General features: G+C 65.7%; 16 protein-coding genes. 9 read left to right on the top strand and 7 right to left on the bottom strand.

Features of this window, described 5'->3' with window-relative positions:
* Nucleotides 1-106: 106 nt before the first annotated feature.
* The 7 genes from AVL59_RS32365 to AVL59_RS32335 all read right to left on the bottom strand — a co-directional run bounded on the left by AVL59_RS32365 (nucleotide 107) and on the right by AVL59_RS32335 (nucleotide 5,464).
* Nucleotides 107-1,327 carry a cytochrome P450 family protein gene (locus AVL59_RS32365; protein WP_067311701.1) on the bottom strand — a complete coding sequence of 407 codons (1,221 nt, stop codon included), beginning with the start codon at nucleotides 1,325-1,327 and terminating at the stop codon, nucleotides 107-109.
* Nucleotides 1,328-1,338: 11 nt separating this feature from the next.
* Entirely contained in the window at nucleotides 1,339-2,508 is a 1,170-nt protein-coding gene (locus AVL59_RS32360; protein ID WP_099053158.1) for a cytochrome P450 family protein, read from the bottom strand.
* Nucleotides 2,509-2,570: 62 nt separating this feature from the next.
* A complete protein-coding gene (locus tag AVL59_RS32355) occupies nucleotides 2,571-3,173 on the bottom strand; it encodes a GTP-binding protein (RefSeq protein ID WP_067311695.1) in 603 nt (200 codons plus the stop codon).
* On the bottom strand, nucleotides 3,151-3,501 hold the full coding sequence (locus AVL59_RS32350) for a DUF742 domain-containing protein (RefSeq protein WP_067311692.1): 351 nt from the start codon (nucleotides 3,499-3,501) through the stop codon (nucleotides 3,151-3,153). The genes AVL59_RS32355 and AVL59_RS32350 overlap by 23 nt, the downstream gene beginning before the upstream one ends.
* Nucleotides 3,498-3,929, bottom strand: a complete 432-nt coding sequence (locus AVL59_RS32345) for a roadblock/LC7 domain-containing protein (RefSeq protein ID WP_067311689.1) — start codon at nucleotides 3,927-3,929, stop codon at nucleotides 3,498-3,500. Before AVL59_RS32345 ends, AVL59_RS32350 begins: the two co-directional genes overlap by 4 nt.
* The gene (locus AVL59_RS32340; RefSeq protein ID WP_067311686.1) at nucleotides 3,926-5,182 is read right to left on the bottom strand and encodes an ATP-binding protein; all 1,257 of its coding nucleotides are present in this window, start codon (nucleotides 5,180-5,182) and stop codon (nucleotides 3,926-3,928) included. The genes AVL59_RS32345 and AVL59_RS32340 overlap by 4 nt, the downstream gene beginning before the upstream one ends.
* Nucleotides 5,183-5,269: 87 nt before the next feature.
* Nucleotides 5,270-5,464, bottom strand: a complete 195-nt coding sequence (locus AVL59_RS32335) for a DUF2304 family protein (protein ID WP_067311683.1) — start codon at nucleotides 5,462-5,464, stop codon at nucleotides 5,270-5,272.
* A 691-nt stretch (nucleotides 5,465-6,155) separates the two neighbouring features.
* Between AVL59_RS32335 and AVL59_RS32330 the strand changes: the two genes are divergently transcribed.
* From AVL59_RS32330 to AVL59_RS32295, 9 genes are all read left to right on the top strand, one after another.
* Nucleotides 6,156-7,706: a helix-turn-helix domain-containing protein gene (locus AVL59_RS32330; protein ID WP_067311681.1), complete on the top strand. Its 1,551-nt coding sequence runs from the start codon at nucleotides 6,156-6,158 to the stop codon at nucleotides 7,704-7,706.
* 2 nt (nucleotides 7,707-7,708) lie between these two features.
* Nucleotides 7,709-8,437, top strand: coding sequence for an HAD family hydrolase (locus AVL59_RS32325; RefSeq protein WP_079147122.1), 729 nt, complete (start codon nucleotides 7,709-7,711; stop codon nucleotides 8,435-8,437).
* A 192-nt stretch (nucleotides 8,438-8,629) separates the two neighbouring features.
* Nucleotides 8,630-10,024, top strand: coding sequence for a helix-turn-helix domain-containing protein (locus AVL59_RS32320; RefSeq protein WP_237281753.1), 1,395 nt, complete (start codon nucleotides 8,630-8,632; stop codon nucleotides 10,022-10,024).
* A complete protein-coding gene (locus tag AVL59_RS49680) occupies nucleotides 10,021-10,896 on the top strand; it encodes a phosphotransferase (protein ID WP_079147121.1) in 876 nt (291 codons plus the stop codon). The genes AVL59_RS32320 and AVL59_RS49680 overlap by 4 nt, the downstream gene beginning before the upstream one ends.
* Before the next feature lie 239 nt (nucleotides 10,897-11,135).
* Nucleotides 11,136-11,408, top strand: a complete 273-nt coding sequence (locus AVL59_RS32315) for a helix-turn-helix domain-containing protein (RefSeq protein WP_107407395.1) — start codon at nucleotides 11,136-11,138, stop codon at nucleotides 11,406-11,408.
* A gap of 341 nt (nucleotides 11,409-11,749) precedes the next feature.
* The gene (locus tag AVL59_RS32310; protein WP_067311677.1) at nucleotides 11,750-12,106 is read left to right on the top strand and encodes a hypothetical protein; all 357 of its coding nucleotides are present in this window, start codon (nucleotides 11,750-11,752) and stop codon (nucleotides 12,104-12,106) included.
* A 3-nt stretch (nucleotides 12,107-12,109) separates the two neighbouring features.
* Nucleotides 12,110-13,411 (top strand): radical SAM protein, encoded by a 1,302-nt coding sequence (locus tag AVL59_RS32305; RefSeq protein WP_237281752.1) that lies wholly within the window; start codon nucleotides 12,110-12,112, stop codon nucleotides 13,409-13,411.
* Nucleotides 13,408-14,316, top strand: a complete 909-nt coding sequence (locus AVL59_RS32300; RefSeq protein WP_237281751.1) for a radical SAM protein — start codon at nucleotides 13,408-13,410, stop codon at nucleotides 14,314-14,316. Before AVL59_RS32305 ends, AVL59_RS32300 begins: the two co-directional genes overlap by 4 nt.
* A 3-nt stretch (nucleotides 14,317-14,319) precedes the next feature.
* Nucleotides 14,320-15,105 (top strand): hypothetical protein, encoded by a 786-nt coding sequence (locus tag AVL59_RS32295; RefSeq protein WP_067311675.1) that lies wholly within the window; start codon nucleotides 14,320-14,322, stop codon nucleotides 15,103-15,105.
* Nucleotides 15,106-15,162 lie beyond the last annotated feature (57 nt).

Raw genomic sequence — 15,162 nt, 5'->3', positions numbered from 1 at the left:
GCACGGTGCACGCGTTGTCCTCCCTGAGCAGCACGTCGGCTGTGAAGGGAGCAAGAGCGTCGTCCAGGGCGGTCTCGAAGGCTCGACGGCGGGCACCGACGGTGTGCTACAGACGGACGGGCAGAGTGCGGTGCCCGTTGACGAGGAGGCTCGCCAGCGGTTCGAGCTCCTCAGCGAGTACGGCGAGGGCTATGTCCGGGAAGCGATCGAAGAGGGCGGGTAGAGCGGCGCGCGCTTCGGCGCGGGCGAGGAGCGCGCCGAGGCAGAAGTGCGATCCGTACCCGAAAGACAGATGCTGCTTGTCCTCCCTCGTCACGTCGAACGTCCCTGCTGTGGTCCCGTGCAGGTTGGGATGGCGGCCGGCGGCCCCGTACGAGGCGAGGATCGCCTCGCCTTGGCGGATGACCATCCCCTCTGGAAGAGGGATGTCTTCGACGGCGTACCTCAGGGGCAGGTGGCTGATGGGAGCGGCGTAGCGGAGGGTTTCGTCGATCACGGCGTCCCATGAGGCTCGCCCCGCGCGGACGTGAGCCAGCTGGTCGGGGTGCGTGAGAAGCGCGGTGACAGCCTGGTCGAGCAGGTTGACGGTCGTCTCGTAGCCTGCGCTGATGACCAGGAGCAGTGTGTCCAGGAGCTCCTGCTCCGTGAGAACGGAACCGTCGCCCTCGTAGTCGCGTGCGTTGATGAGCGCCGACGTGATGTCCTCGCCGGGCGCGTTCCGCTTCGCCGCGACCAGCTCCGTGAGGATGCCGTACAGGGACATGGTGTTGGCGCGGGCCTCGTCACTGTTCAGCGTGGTGTCGAAAACGCCGTCGACCGCGGTGCGGAATCGAGGCCACACGCCCTCGGGCAGCCCCATGAGTTCGCCGATGACCTGAATCGGCAGAGGGAAAGCAAGGGCCTCGCGCAGTTCGACGACCTCCCCGGGCTTGCTTGCCATCTGGTCGATGAGACGGCCCGTGATCTGCTCGATGCGCGGCACCATCTCGGCGGTTCGTCGCGCGGTGAACGCCTGGCTGACGAGACGCCTGAGCCGCCGGTGGCTGTCTCCGTAGGCGGTGAACATGTTGTCCACGCCGACCCACAGGGCAAGCGGCCACTTTTCGGTGATCTCGCCGCTGATGAACGCCGGCCAGTGTTTGCTTGCGTCCTTGGACACCCGAGGGTCGTTGAGAAGGCTCTTGAGGATAGCGGGGTCGCTTACCGACCAGGCGGTCACGCCGAGGATGTCCACGAGTATCGCGGGACCGGCGGCGTGGAGGGCGGCTTCTTCGGCCGGGCGGGCGCGGCCAGTGGGGTCGAGGATGAGGAGCGGAACGCGGTCCATGTTCAGGTCTCCTAGGGGAGGGTGAGGTGCGGCAACGGGGGGAAGCGGACCGGCAGGCCGGTCAGGGCGCGGTGGAACGGACCAGGACGGTAAGTGAGCTGGTCGGCAGGTACCGCCAGCTCCATTTCCGGAAGGGCGTCCAAGATCTGCTCGATGCCGACCTGGGCGATGAGGTAGGCCAGGGGCTGGGCGGGGCAGGCGTGGGGCCCGGCGCTCCAGGTCAGGTGAGAGCGGTTGCCAGCCCGCTGTTGGGAGACGGCGGCGGGGTCGTTGTTGCAGGCGGCCATGCTGATGACGACCGGTTGATGAGCAGGCAGGACGACGTTGTCGATCTCCACGGGACTCGGCGGATACGACACGCAGTAGTTGGCCAACGGGGGGTCGGTGAAGAGCAGTTCGTCGAGGGCGTCGCGCACACTGAGGCTCCCCCGCATCACGTCGCCGGAGTAGCGGTCGTCGCTGAGGATGAGCCGTAGAGTGTTCGCGATGAGGTTCTGCTGGGGCTCGATTCCTGCGCCGTAGAGGGTCACCAACTGGTGCATCATCTCGAACTCGTTCAGTCGCGCCGGGTGCATCAGCAGGCCGGTGGTGATGTCCATTCCGGGGTGGCTGCGCTTGAGGTCTACGAGTTCGGCGAGGGCTTCAGCGAGCATGGCATTGCCGGCCTCGGCGTTTACGCCTTCGAAGACGGCGGACATCCCGGTCGCGACGCGTTGACCGACCTCCGGCGGGCACCCGAGGACCGCGTTGAGGGCCCGGAACGTCAGCGGGTGCGCGTACTGCGCCAGCAGGTCCGCGTGGCCGACTTCGCAGATGTCGTTGATCAAGGGGACCGCGATCTGCTGGACTGTGGAGTGCAGTGAGTGCTGACGGGCCTCGCCCAGAGCGGCCGTGTTTGCTGCCCTGTATCGCTCGTGCGCGGGTCCCGCATTGCGCAGCGCGTTCGGTCGCCATTCCAGCATTGGTAGGACTGGGCAGTGGGTGGGAACGTTCTGCTGCCAGATCCGGGGGTCAGCCGGGAAACGCTCGGGGTCGTGGAGGATACGGACCGCGGTGTGATAACCGATCACGAGGGTCGCGGGAACGTCCGGGTCGAGGTACACCGGTGCCAGCGATCCGTACCGTTCACGCATCTGTGCGTAGGCGGCGTACGGATCGGCCGCGAACTCGGGGGCGTACATCGGGAAGCGGTACTGCTGGGTGTGAGCTGGTGCCCCAGAAAGGGGCGACGAGGGAAACGTGTTCACGTGAGGTGCTCCAGGCGGCGGAATCGGTAGAGGTAGTCGACGAGAGCTATCAGCGCGTGGATCGAGGAGGCCTCGCTACGCGCGTCGCAGGCCGTGAGCACCACCTCGTCCTCGAGGGCAAGCGCCTGCCGGATTTCGTCCAGGGGGTAACGAGGGGCACCGTCGAACTCGTTGACAGCCACAGCGAAGGGCAGGCCACGCTCCTCGAACAGGCCCAGAACTTCGTCGGAGTCTTCCAACCGACGGGTGTCGACCAGGATCAAGGCGCCCAGTGCCCCACGAAAGAGGTGCTCCCAGAAGGGAGCGAACCGGTTCTGTCCGGGGGTGCCGAAGACGTACAGAGCCAGATGCGGGCTGAGGGTGCGCCGGCCGAAGTCGAACGCGACCGTCGTTTCCGTCTTGCCGGGCAGCCCCTTGAGGTCGTCTATGCCTACGCTGGCCTCGGTGATCGGCTCCTCGGTACGCAGCGGCGTGATCTCCGAGACGCTGCCGATCAGTGTCGTCTTCCCTGCCCCGAAGTGACCGGCGACGAGGATCTTTGCCGACCGGGTCACTGTGCGGGGCAGGTAGACGTGCTCAGACGAAAGCACGGAGTCCATCGAGTACTTCCTTCAGAATGTCGGTGCTCGGGGCGGCGTCGGCATCGGCCGGTGCGGGAGTGTCAAGGTGACCGGTGTCGAGGAGGCTGGAGACGACGATGAGCGCCACGGTCGGAGGCAGGTCGAGAAGCGAAGCGATCTCGGCGACCGCGAGGGGGCCACTGCAGAGGCGCATCACACGGGCGGCTTCGGAGTCGAGGCCCTGCAACGGTCGGTCCGCGGCGCGCACCAGGGACGTCAGTTCCAGGTCGTCGCGGGACGGGGCCGAGCGCCCTCTGGTTCTGACATAGGCCCGGATCATGTCCGGATCGCGCCGCGGGCCGCTCATGGCCGGGTGTCGCCTTCGCCATCCTGCTGCCGCGCCGGACTAGCCAGTTCCTCACCGACGCGCTCGGCCAGCCCGTTCATCCGGTGCGTGACGACCGCAGCGTCCACGAGATAGGTAGCAGAGACCGCAAGCAGGGTGTTGACGCCGGCCGTCTTGACGAAGAGGAACCCGTCGTCGAACTCGCCCACCACCTGGCGTAGACCGTTGTCCTTCCCACCGCAGAACGGGGCCAGGGCCACGCCGATGGAGTGGAAGCCGCTGGCCGAGGCGGCCACCTTGTCCGCCGTGTCCCGGTGCACCGATTCCGAGTGGGCCAGGGACATGCCGTCCGCCGCCAACAGGACGGCGAAGCGGACCTCCGGCATGTCCGCCAGATCCTTGAGCATCCAGCCGAGCCTGTTGTCGGCCCCGTTCGCCTGCGTTGTCATGAGTCCGAAGACCTCGCTTCCTGTGTCGGTGCAGCCGATGTCCGACTGCTTCTGCTGCTCTGCTGCCAGGCACCGAAGACGTCTGCCCGAGCTGGCGCCGTGCTCGCACGCCCCACTGCCTTGGGCGGCTGCTGACCTCCCGAGGTACGGCGGCGCCGGATCTGCAGCCCGTTTTCTGTCAGCGCGGGCTCGGCGCTCGCTTCAACAGCGGCGGGGTGGGCCGTTGCCGGATCGGCCGGCATGCTGGTGAGCAAGGCCTCGGGAATGAACACCGAGGCGCGCATGCCGCCGTAGCGGTTCGGGCCCGACAGGGCGACCTCGATGCCGTACCGGCGGGCAAGGAGGGCGATCACGGGGAAGCCGACCTTCGGATAGGCATCCATGGCCAAGATGTCGACCTGGCGGCGGCCCTCCAGGATCTGTCGCGCGCGCTCCAACTGTTCATCGCTCATGCGCTTGCCAGCGTCATCGATGAGGAGCGTCACCCCGTGATGGCCGGGCTGTGCGCTCACCTCGACGTACGTCTGCGGCGGCGAATAGCGGGCGGCGTTGTCCAGCAAGTGGCTCAGGACGAGCCTGACCGGTCCGACCATGCGGCTGATGACGGCCCGGTCAGAGGTATACGGCTGCACGCGTGCGTAGTCCCGGATTGCGCCTTGAGCCGCGCCCACGACCTCGGTCAATGTGCTGGCCGGCCACCGCTGCCCGAGCAGCCCCCCGGCCAGCACGACATACGACTGCGCCTGGTGGAGCATCTGCTGTACACCGTGATCGATCCTGATCAGCGTCGCGAATACGGCACCGCCGTGATGACGCCGAAGGGCCTGCGCGATTTCGCTGCTCACGTCGATGCCCACGCTCACCATGGCCGTGGCGAAAGATTTGACGGCTGCCCGAGCCGCGTCACGAGCCTCGTCTTCAACCTGGCGTCTCATTGCGAGCGCGGTCTCCGTCTGAACGCGGTGAAGACCGGCCACATACTGTTCGCCCAGCACACGCAGGTCTTCCACGAAGCCGGAGTCGGCCAGGCAGTGAGGAACTTCGAACTCCGCCGCTGCCGGCTGCTCAACCTGCAGGGAGGACGCGACAGGTTTCAAACCGTGGGCGACGAGACTGCGCAGAGCCTGATCCCGTGCCGCGGCCTCCTCTTGCCAGTGGGCGGCTCGCACTCGGAAATACACGGCCAGGCCCGCGACGGCGACGAACACAGCGGCCCAGCCCAAGGACACTGCGACAGCGATCTCGTGTCTCATCAGTTCTCTCACTGGATGGAAGAAGCGGCGACAGCAGAGGGGGGAACGACGGGCAAGCATGGGCGCTCACCGGCCAGGGGGCACGGACTAGAACTTGATCTTGCTGACGATCTGGGCGACGCTCGCTACGGCCTGCGAGACCGTCGGCGCGATCGAGGAGCTGGCGAGGTAGAAGCCGAAGAGGGTGCAGACGATCGCGTGTGCGGCCTTCAGCCCGCCCTTCTTGATGAGCAGGTACGTAAGGATCGCCAGAAGGACGACGGCCGAGATGCTAACTGCCATGCCCTGCTCCCCAGTTGCGCACACCGGTGGACCGCGTCAGGGCAAGCCAGTGAAGGAGGGCGGCGCTGTCGGTGCAGACGTGCTGTCGGCCGGGGGGAAGCAGCCAGATCGCCGAGCACCGAGAGTGCGCTGCGACCTGCTTGTCGACGGCACAATCCCAGATGCCCGCGCGACACACGGTCTGCGGAGCGTGCCACCGGTAGGCCGTGTCCGATTCAACCGGAATGTGAATGAGGGAATGCGTGTGGCAGCAGAGAACCGGCCCCACAGGGAGCCCCCATTTTCGGACACCTTCGATCGCTCGTAGTCCCACGAGAAGCCCGGCCTGCACGACATCCACTGCCATGTGTCGCAGCGGAGGATATGCCGTGAGCTGAACTCTCCACGAGAGTTCGGTCTGCATGGATGGCATTGCCCGATCCTGTAAGAGAGGGGAGCTTTGCGGCCGCTGCGAGCCGTGCAATGGCACGACGGCCGTGCCCGACCGCTGAGCGGCGAGCGGATCAGGGGCGGCTCCAACTCGGCCTGGCGAGGCAATCACCGGGATCTCCTGTACGTCCGAACGCACTGATTGAGCCACTTCACCAAGTAACTGCTGTCGCAGGGGTGTTGGCTGATCCCTAAGCCTGTTTACTGGAGGGCGATTACGCACATTCCGCGGGTGATATCACTGAGGTGATTCCCGTTCGAGATGGGCCGGTGGGCCGCACGTGCCGCTCAGGGGGAGGCAAGGGTGCTTCAGCAGGCGCAGCGACGCTGCGATCGATGCGGCTGCTCTCTGAGCCAGTACAACACGGACACACTGTGCGCCGCCTGCGCTCGCTCGCGAACCTGGGTGAGGCACACTCCTACAGTTCCGGGAACTGTCTGGTTCGACCCAGATGTGCGGAGCGCGCTCGCCGTTTGGGACTTCGGCCGAGCCAGCCGTCTGATCCGACTGCGCGGAGGCCTCCGCCAAGAAGACATGGCTCAACTTACGGGCCTGAGCCAGGCGTTCCTGTCAATGATGGAATCAGGTCGCCGCCGACTCACCAACATCGACAAGATCATCGAGTTCCTGACAGGCCTCGGTGTACCCGCCGACCTGGTTTCACTTCCGATCGCGCCTACCCCAGTTCCGGCCGTAGAGGAGCCGCCGGCCCAGTTCGCAGGAGACACCGATCCCACCCTGCCCTGGACAGGTGCCCGTATGGTGGCAGCACTGGATACTGCGGTAGGAGGTAGCGCGATGGACCGTCGACGGTTCCTCACCGCAAGCGGCGTCGCGCTCACTGCCTTCGTGAACGCGTGGGACACCACCGAAGCCGAACCCCTTCGACGGGCAGCGGGGGGAAGTCGCCTCACCCACGAGCTGCTCGATGGCCTTCAGGGCGCCACCGACAGCTTGCGGACGATGGACGCAAGCGACGGAAGCGGCACCCTCGCGAGTCTCGGAAACCGCCATCTCCAGTTCCTCAAGCACCTCCTGGAGGAAACGTCGTACGACGAGGCGACAGGACGGCGGCTCGCGGCGATCATCGCCGACACCGCCACCCAGACCGGTTGGTTCGTCTTCGACTCCGGCGACCGCGACCGCCCGCTCAGCTACCTCTACGCCGCCCTCCGCGCAGCGAAAGCCTCCCAAGACGTACGGCTCGGCGCCGGCGCCCTGTCTTACATAGCCATCCACGGCTACTCCACCGGAGCCCCACACCATGCCGTCACAGCTGCGCAGCGAGCTCAGGAGAAGATCAAGAGGCTCGGCACGCCCGCGCTCGAAGCGATGCTCCTAACCCGGCAGGCTCGCGGGCACGCCAAGCTCGGCGAACGCCAGGCGGCGCTTGCCGCACTCGGAAGAGCCGCCGAGCTCTGTGCTCAGGGACGCTCTGAACATGATCCGCACTGGCTGTACTGGATCAATGAAGGCGAGATCCATGGGCAGGCCGGCAGTTGCTACCTTGACCTCGGCGATCCGGGCAGGGCTGTCGCCGCCTTCGCGAAGGCTCGGGATGCGCTCAACCCCGCGGACCATCGAACCAGGGGCCTGTTCCTCTCCCGTGCCGCGACCGCACATGTCGAGCAAGGCGATCTCGAAGCTGGCTGCGCTACAGCACACGAGGTGCTCGACCTCGCTGCCAAGCTTCAGTCGGCCCGATTCGACAATCACGTCACGAGCATGATCAACCAACTGCAGCCGGTCGCCCACAGCCCGTACGCTCAAGACGTACTGGAGCGACGCATCGCAATGACGGCGGGGAGTTGAATGTGAGCGAGACGGCAGAGATCCTCGTGCTGTGGGACATCGACCGCACACTGCTGTACGTCGGCGACATCGACCGGCAGGTCTACCGAGAGACATTCGCCGAGATCGTCGGTCGCCCCGCGGAGCAGCTTCCGGCCCGGGGGACGGGGGTCACCATGCCCCTCGCGATCCGATCCCTGCTCCTGGACAACGGCGTACCCGAGGCGGAGGTCCCCAGCCTGCTGCCCCGGATGGTGGAACTCCTGCCGCAGCGTCTCGCCGCCCACACCGCGGACCTGCGCGAGCAGGGCGTCCTGCTGCCCGGTGCCGTGGCCGCTCTCAAGGCGGTGCAGACACAGCCGGGATACGTGCCGACCGTCGTCACTGGAAACCTCAAACCGAACGCGCTGCTGAAGCTCGAAGCGTTCGACCTTGCCGGGTTCCTGGACACAGAGATTGGCGGGTACTCCTCGGACAACGATCATCGTCCAGCCCTCGTCGGCGTTGCTCAACAGCGAGCCCAGGCCAAGTACGGAACGGTCTTCACCCGATCAAACACGGTGATCATCGGCGACTCCCTCGAAGACGTCCGGACAGGCCTCGAAGGCGGTGCTCCCGTCATCGCAGTCGCTTCCGGCAAGACCTCCGCCGACGAGTTGCAATCGGCTGGAGCCGACGTCGTACTCGAAAGTCTCGACGACGTCCCACAGCTCCTGGATGCGATCACAGCGGTGACCCGCGAACAAGCCTGAACGTACCCCGTAGCCCTGTCATCTCCACGCATCACATGAGTGATACCGGCTCGACAACGGACACTCGTACGCTGACGTCCGCTGACGAAGATCGGGGGTGCGATGCGGAAAGACGCTCGCGCATGCGCCGGCTGCGGATGCCGACTGAGCCAATACAACCTGGAAAACGTGTGTGCCGCGTGCTCCCGAGAGATGCGGCTGGACGTCCACACGGGCCCCAGCATCCCGGACGCGGTCTGGCTTGCCCCTGACATCCAAACTGCCATTGAGAACTGGGACTTCGGCCTCGCCAGCCGTCTCATCCGTGAACGGGCGGGACTCCGTCAGGACGACATGGCGTTCATGACCGGGCTCAGCCAGAGCTTCCTGTCGATGCTTGAAGCCGGGAGCCGACGCTTAACGAACCTGGACAAGGCCGCACGGTTCCTACAGGGCATCGGAACGCCGGAAGCCCTCCTGGCTCCACCGTTCCGCCAGAGCACGGCAGTTGCCGCAGCAGCCATTGGCACCACGCACGCCGGGTCCGGGCCTGGCCCTCACGACACCTTGCCAGCAACGCACGGTGCCACAGATCTCAACGAACTAGCGGCACAGGCAGCCGCACAGTCGCTGCACTTCGCCGACGAGATAACAAAGACCAACGTGAGCGATGTCGAACTAGCCGTCCTCGAGTCCACCCTCACCCAGATCGCCACCGACTACGTCCACGCTCCGCTCCACACTGTCTTCACCAATCTCGTCAAAACACGAGATCACCTCTTCTCGCTGCTCAACGGCCGCCAGCCGCTGGCCCAGACCCGCGAACTGTTCCTGCTTACCGGAACGAGCTGCCTCCTGCTCGCCCACGCGTCACAGAACCTCGGCGACGAAGACGCTGCGATAGCACAACTTCAAACAGCCTGGACATTCGCGGAACAGGCGGACCACAACGATCTACGGGCCTGGGCCAAAGGCACAGCCGCCCTCATCGCAGAATGGTCCACACGTCGGCAGACCGCGCTCGACTACACCAGACAGGCGAGCCAACTTTCACCTGGCGGGGAGACGCGCATCCGTATCGCCGCGATCGAGGCCAGAGCGGCGGCCCGCATCGGAGACCGCACCACGGCCATGGCCGCGCTCGAGGACCTCCAACGCGCCCGAGAACAGAAACCAGCCCCTGATGCACTCACCAGGTTCGGAGGCTTGCTTACATTTCCCGAAGCGAAACAGGAGTACTACATCGGGGGAACCTTCGCCCTCCTCGGGGAACATCACCTGGCCGAGAAGCACGCCATGGCGGCCATCGAGCTGTACGAGAACGGCCCCAAGGAGCACCGCTCCTACGGCGACGAGGCCTTGGCCCGCCTGGACATCGCGACCGCCCGCATCGGCGCAGGAGAGCTCGAAGGAGCCGGCGAACAACTCCAGCCCATCCTGGAACTGCCTGCGGACCGGAGAATCCGGCAACTCGGCGACGCCATGCACGCAGTCGCTAGGCTCCTTCAAGAGCCGCAGCTTGCTCGCAGCCCGGTCGCCCGTGACCTTGCGGACGCCACCCGCGGATATCAGTCGATCGGCACACGAATGAAAGCCCTCACCCCATGACCATGACGGTCTCACCCGAGTCCGCCGCCCGCATGGCCTGCCGGAAGTCAGGCCTGGCAGATCGTCCCCTCGCACAACTCCACCAACACGCCACCACCGTGTTCCTGCTCGCCGAAGAAGGCGTGATCGTACGCGTCAGCCCCGTCTCCAAGATGCAGCACCTCGAGACCGCTGTGTCTCTGACCCGCTGGCTCGTCGCGAATGATTTCGCTGCAACGGAACCCGTGAGCGTTCCGCAACCCGTCACCTACCACCCCTACGTCGTGACGTTCTGGCGGCACTACCCGCAGCCGGAGCACAGCACACCCCCCGCAGGACAACTGGGTGCACTCCTCCGTGCCCTTCACGCCCTGCCGCAGCCACCGGTGTCGCTCCCGCAGTACCAGCCGCTTGCCTCACTCAAGAACACCGTGGAGTCCAGCACCTACCTGGATTCAGACCTGCGAGGATGGCTGACAAAGCGGAGAGAGGAACTACTGGACGCGTACGGACGCCTTGACTTCCCACTGGGCTATGGGCATGTTCATGGCGATGCATATCCAGGTAACGCCCTCTGGGACCATAAGGACGTCCGGCTTGGGGACTGGGACGAAGCAGCTATTGCTCCTCGCGAGATCGATCTAGCCAACACCTTCCAAGGCGTACGCTTCGGGCGTACCACTGAAGAACTCGATGCATTCAGCCACCAGTACGGATACGACATCAGGCAGTGGCCAGGACTCGAGATCCTCTGTGCAATCCGGGACCTCCACACCCTCGGCTCCTACATCCGACGCGCAGACAGCGGAGACGCCGCTGCTGCGGAGCAACTGTCGCATCGCATCAAGACGCTCAGAAGCGGCGACGACCAAGCCCGATGGAGTGCAGCCTGACCCATCCGTCCGCAGGCGCGTGAATGCCAGTCACGGCGCAGCTGTCGCTGACGCCAACTCGACGACCTCGCCTGCACAGCCCCACGACAGAGTGACACCACTCCCAGCATGCCCGCAGTTGTGGATGAGCGTGAGCCCCTTCGAGAGGCGTTCCGCCTCGACCCGGACCTCAGAACGGGTCGGCCGGGCCGCCACGCGCCGTTATGCCAGAGGCATCCGTGCCGGCGATCCCACGGGACATGTGGGACGACGGTGAAGTGCAGCAGGCTCTGATCTCCCGCGACTTCGGGACCTTGTGCCTGCGCATCCGCGGACTGACGTCGATACGACAAGGCGACCTGGCGCTGCTCACTGGTCTCAGCCAGCCCTACCTGTCGATGCTGGAATCGGGCCAGCGCAGGCTCACCAATATCGACAAGATCGTCACCCTCCTGGGCGGCATGGATGTGCCCACGGTGCTCACGCGGCCGATGCTTCGCCCTCCAAGCCGCGCTACTTCGCCCGGAACCTAATCACCAGGGTCCGCCGAGCACCCGGAAATCTGGTGTACGCCATAGTGGCTCCTGCGGGACATAACAGCAGTTATGTTTGGCGACTAGAACTGCGCAGAGAGCCGTAGGGCAAGTTGTCCCTGGACTCTGATTCGCCGCTGCAGAGGCCTAAGAATCTCTGGCCGCGCACGCGGCGCAGCCCCGAGAAGGCAATGTTGAAATCCGTATTTCAGTAGTGATATCACTCGCGGAATGTTCTCAAGCTCCATCGTGAGGAAAGCTACTCGCCGCACAGCCCCCAAGGACTGTGCAGCCAGCAATACCGATCATCTATAACAACGCAGCATTCGAAAGGAGAGAACATGCCGACTCCTCGTCGGACCAAGAACGACCACCTCCTGTACGCCGACGTCGTCGACTCCAAGCAGAAGGCCGGTGTCTGGATGGGCGAGCGCGATGCCTTCCAGGCCAAGCAGGCCGAGATCCTCGAAGCGGTGAAGGACAAGGCGGACTGGGTCCCGGTCGAGAACGCGATCATGGTGGTCAGCACGGAGCCCGCCGGTATCACGATCATCGCCCCGAACCCCACCCTCCCGGGCATGATCGTCCTCGCCGACGGCGGCTCGCCGGAGGCCTCGGCACAGCTGCAGGCCACCGGTGAGGAGCTCGTCCGCCAGGTCATGGCCGAGCGCGGCATCGTCGAAGAGGAAGCCGCGTAACACGTGACTTCCTCACAGCTCCTGTGGGGGAAGTACATCCAGTACATCCGGGATGGCGAGGGCGCCCTCCTCGACCCGGTCACGCTGGACAGTGTGTACCTCGACCGCGGGGAGGTCACCGACCTCTCCGCGGTTCCCCCGACCGCGACCCACAAAGCTCTCGCAGAGCTCGGCTTCACGCCCGACGGCCCCGACGCAGACCAGCGTGAAGCACTCCGTAACCGACTCCACCAGCTGGGCCTGGACCCCGTCCCCGTACGGATCAGCGGCATGCGCGTCGTCCTGACCGATGCCTGCAACATGAAGTGCGGCTACTGCTTCGTTGAGACCAACACCGGCAAACCGGACATGACCGAGCAGGAAATCGCCGAAGGCCTGACGTACCTCTTCGAGACGAACGCCGGCCGCGACGAGGTAGCCATCCAGTGGTTCGGTGGCGAACCGACGACGCGGTTCGACCTGATGCAGCACGGGGACACCCTCGCGGACGCCCTCGCCAAGCGGTACGACGTCAAACGGGTCCGCCGGACAGTCGTCACAAACGGGGCCCGCATCACCGACGCCATGATCGAACACTTCACCCGCTATGCGTACGGCGTCGGAATCTCCATTGACGGGCCACCTGCCATCAATGCCGAGCACCGCCGGCTCCTGGGCGGGCAACCGGCCGACGACCGTATCCGGCGCAACGTCCGAAGGCTCCTCGACGCAGGCGGCATCCACGTGGGCTGCAACCTCACCCCGACACCCGCGAACATCGGCCGCCTGGCCGAGACCGTCGCCTGGATCATCGACGACCTCGGGTTGAAGTTCATCTACGCCAACACCCCCATACCTACCAGCGGACGCTGGACGGTCAAGGGCAGGGAGCTGGCCACGGAGCTGTACCAGGCACGTCTTGTCGCCCTCGGGCGTGGCGGCATGATGTTCTCCGTCCTCGACCGGGCATTCCAGGCCCTGGACCGGCGCCGCCCCATGCTCTTCGACCACATGCAGAGCGACCGAACGCTCAATGTGGCTCTGCTCCCCGGCAGCCGAGTCAGTCTCTGCGACATCAACTTCACCGCACCGTCCTTCCTGCACACCCTTGACGAGCTGCGAGCGGATCCGAACCTGCTCGGCGGCATCGCCAAGAACGTGGCTCCCATCGCGGAATGCGGCCAGTGCCCGGCCCTAGCGATCTGCGGGGGGCCATCCCGTAACGAACAACTCCTCATCAGCGGAGACCGACCGGACCCGCAGATGTGCGACTTCTACACGAGCACCGTGGAGATCGCCGTCTGGGACAGCACGGGGGTGCAGTGAACACTGTCACCCATCCCGAGAGCCCGCCCGCACCAGTCCTGCAGCGGTTCCGCTCTGCCCTCATCAGCACCGCCGGCCACTGCAAGATCGCCTGCGGATTCTGCTTCCGAGCCGACCGGGCCCACGGCTTCCTCGACATACCCACCTACACCCGGGCGCTGTCCCGGCTGAAGGAGACCGGCGTCGAAGCCGTCTGCCTGACCGGCGGCGAACCCGCGCACCACCCCAACCTGCGCCAGCTCGTACGGCTCGCCCACCAGTTCGGGACTTCCGTGTCGATCGTCACCTCGGCCCGAGACCCCGACGACGTCAACCGGTTGGCCGACCTCGCGCGCCTCCTCACGAACGTCACCGTGTCCGCCGACTCGGCCGGTGCCATGCAACTCGGGCGCACCTCCCGTTCCGTGGTATCGGCGATCACCACGCTGGACCAGGTCCCCGCAGCGGAGAGGCTTCTCCACCTCACGTACTGGAACCTCACGGCCGACGAGTGCCAGGACATCTACGAGCGCGTCGACGACTCGGGAGTCCAGATACAGCTCAGCCCCGTGGCCCTCGACGATGCGGCTCTACAGCGCGCCGGCTACAACTTCTACGACTACCTCGCCCAGCAACGGAAAGACACCGATCTTCTCGGCCGCTACTTCCAGCTCACCCCGCGCTTCCAAGAACACCTCACCACGCTGCGAACCATGCAGCTGTACACCGAGCGACGGCCCTCCTGCGCATCCGCTGCCTTGTACGTGTCCGCGAGCGGCGAGATCCGCCGCTGCCCCTACGGCAAGACGGGGGTGAGCGTCCACGCGCCCCGCGCAGAGATCAGCCGCTTCCTCCACGCTGAACCACGGGACCGGACTACCCCAGAGTGCGCGGCCATTTGCCGCGCCGACAACACCTTCGAGTAGACGATGACGACCCCAGTCACCACACCGGACGAGTTCATCGAACGGTGGCGCACCCCTCCCAACCTGCGCGTCAGCAACGCCCTCACCGCCACCAGCTTCACGTTTCCACCCGCCCTTGACGTCCTCGACGCCGTCCGGCAAGACGATGAGGTGCGCTTCACCATCCTCGGAGACGAGGACTGGTCCGTACGCATGGACCGAACGGCGGCATTCCGCACAGCCCCGATCGAAGAAGTGGCCACCTGGCCATTCCGCCTCGTCCACTTCAACCTCACCCGCTTCTACGACAGCGTCCTCAGCGGATTCCAAGAGCAGGTCATGATCCCCTGGCGAACCCAGATGTCGAGCTGGGGATTCACCTGGCAACGGTGCGCCCCGTTGCTGTTCATCTCCACAAGCGGCGCCTCATCGACATACCACAACGACAACTCACACGGACTCGTGTGGCAGATCGAGGGAGCCAAGACCTTCCACAGCTACAAGAACCCCGACCAGCACCTCACGGCCGAAGCCGCCGTCGTGGGCGAGACCACCGCGGAGGAGCCCCCCGAACACGACCCGGCCGACCGCCAATCCGTGCGGATGGGCCCCGGTGACCGGTTGTGGAGCCACGCCCTGACCCCGCACTGGGTGACCACCGAGTCCCCGCTCGCGATGAGCGTCACCCTCTCCCACGGCGGCTTGTGCCACCAGGGGCGCTTCGCGGACCGCGAATTGGCCCTCCGCGCCTACTGGGACCAGCATCCCGACGAGGCGTGGAAACTCGATCTGCGCAACGTTCGGTACTGACGAGGGCTGGGGCCGGGGCTGCTGCATCCTTCAAGGGAGCAGCAGCCCCGGCCCTCG

Origin of the sequence: Streptomyces griseochromogenes (genome assembly GCF_001542625.1) — a bacterium.
Taxonomy (GTDB): domain Bacteria; phylum Actinomycetota; class Actinomycetes; order Streptomycetales; family Streptomycetaceae; genus Streptomyces; species Streptomyces griseochromogenes.
Note: the sequence above shows the minus strand (reverse complement) of the source record. Positions and strands in the feature narration are given on the sequence as shown.

Excerpts from the sequence above, each read along its gene's own strand:
- AVL59_RS32365 (WP_067311701.1), bottom strand. The coding sequence starts at position 1,327 with ATGGACCGCGTTCCGCTCCTCATCCTCGACCCCACTGGCCGCGCCCGC.
- AVL59_RS32360 (WP_099053158.1), bottom strand. The coding sequence starts at position 2,508 with ATGTACGCCCCCGAGTTCGCGGCCGATCCGTACGCCGCCTACGCACAG.
- AVL59_RS32355 (WP_067311695.1), bottom strand. The coding sequence starts at position 3,173 with ATGGACTCCGTGCTTTCGTCTGAGCACGTCTACCTGCCCCGCACAGTG.
- AVL59_RS32350 (WP_067311692.1), bottom strand. The coding sequence starts at position 3,501 with ATGAGCGGCCCGCGGCGCGATCCGGACATGATCCGGGCCTATGTCAGA.
- AVL59_RS32345 (WP_067311689.1), bottom strand. The coding sequence starts at position 3,929 with ATGACAACGCAGGCGAACGGGGCCGACAACAGGCTCGGCTGGATGCTC.
- AVL59_RS32340 (WP_067311686.1), bottom strand. The coding sequence starts at position 5,182 with ATGAGACACGAGATCGCTGTCGCAGTGTCCTTGGGCTGGGCCGCTGTG.
- AVL59_RS32335 (WP_067311683.1), bottom strand. The coding sequence starts at position 5,464 with ATGGCAGTTAGCATCTCGGCCGTCGTCCTTCTGGCGATCCTTACGTAC.
- AVL59_RS32330 (WP_067311681.1), top strand. The coding sequence starts at position 6,156 with ATGGGCCGGTGGGCCGCACGTGCCGCTCAGGGGGAGGCAAGGGTGCTT.
- AVL59_RS32320 (WP_237281753.1), top strand. The coding sequence starts at position 8,630 with ATGCGGCTGGACGTCCACACGGGCCCCAGCATCCCGGACGCGGTCTGG.
- AVL59_RS49680 (WP_079147121.1), top strand. The coding sequence starts at position 10,021 with ATGACCATGACGGTCTCACCCGAGTCCGCCGCCCGCATGGCCTGCCGG.
- AVL59_RS32315 (WP_107407395.1), top strand. The coding sequence starts at position 11,136 with ATGTGGGACGACGGTGAAGTGCAGCAGGCTCTGATCTCCCGCGACTTC.
- AVL59_RS32310 (WP_067311677.1), top strand. The coding sequence starts at position 11,750 with ATGCCGACTCCTCGTCGGACCAAGAACGACCACCTCCTGTACGCCGAC.
- AVL59_RS32295 (WP_067311675.1), top strand. The coding sequence starts at position 14,320 with ATGACGACCCCAGTCACCACACCGGACGAGTTCATCGAACGGTGGCGC.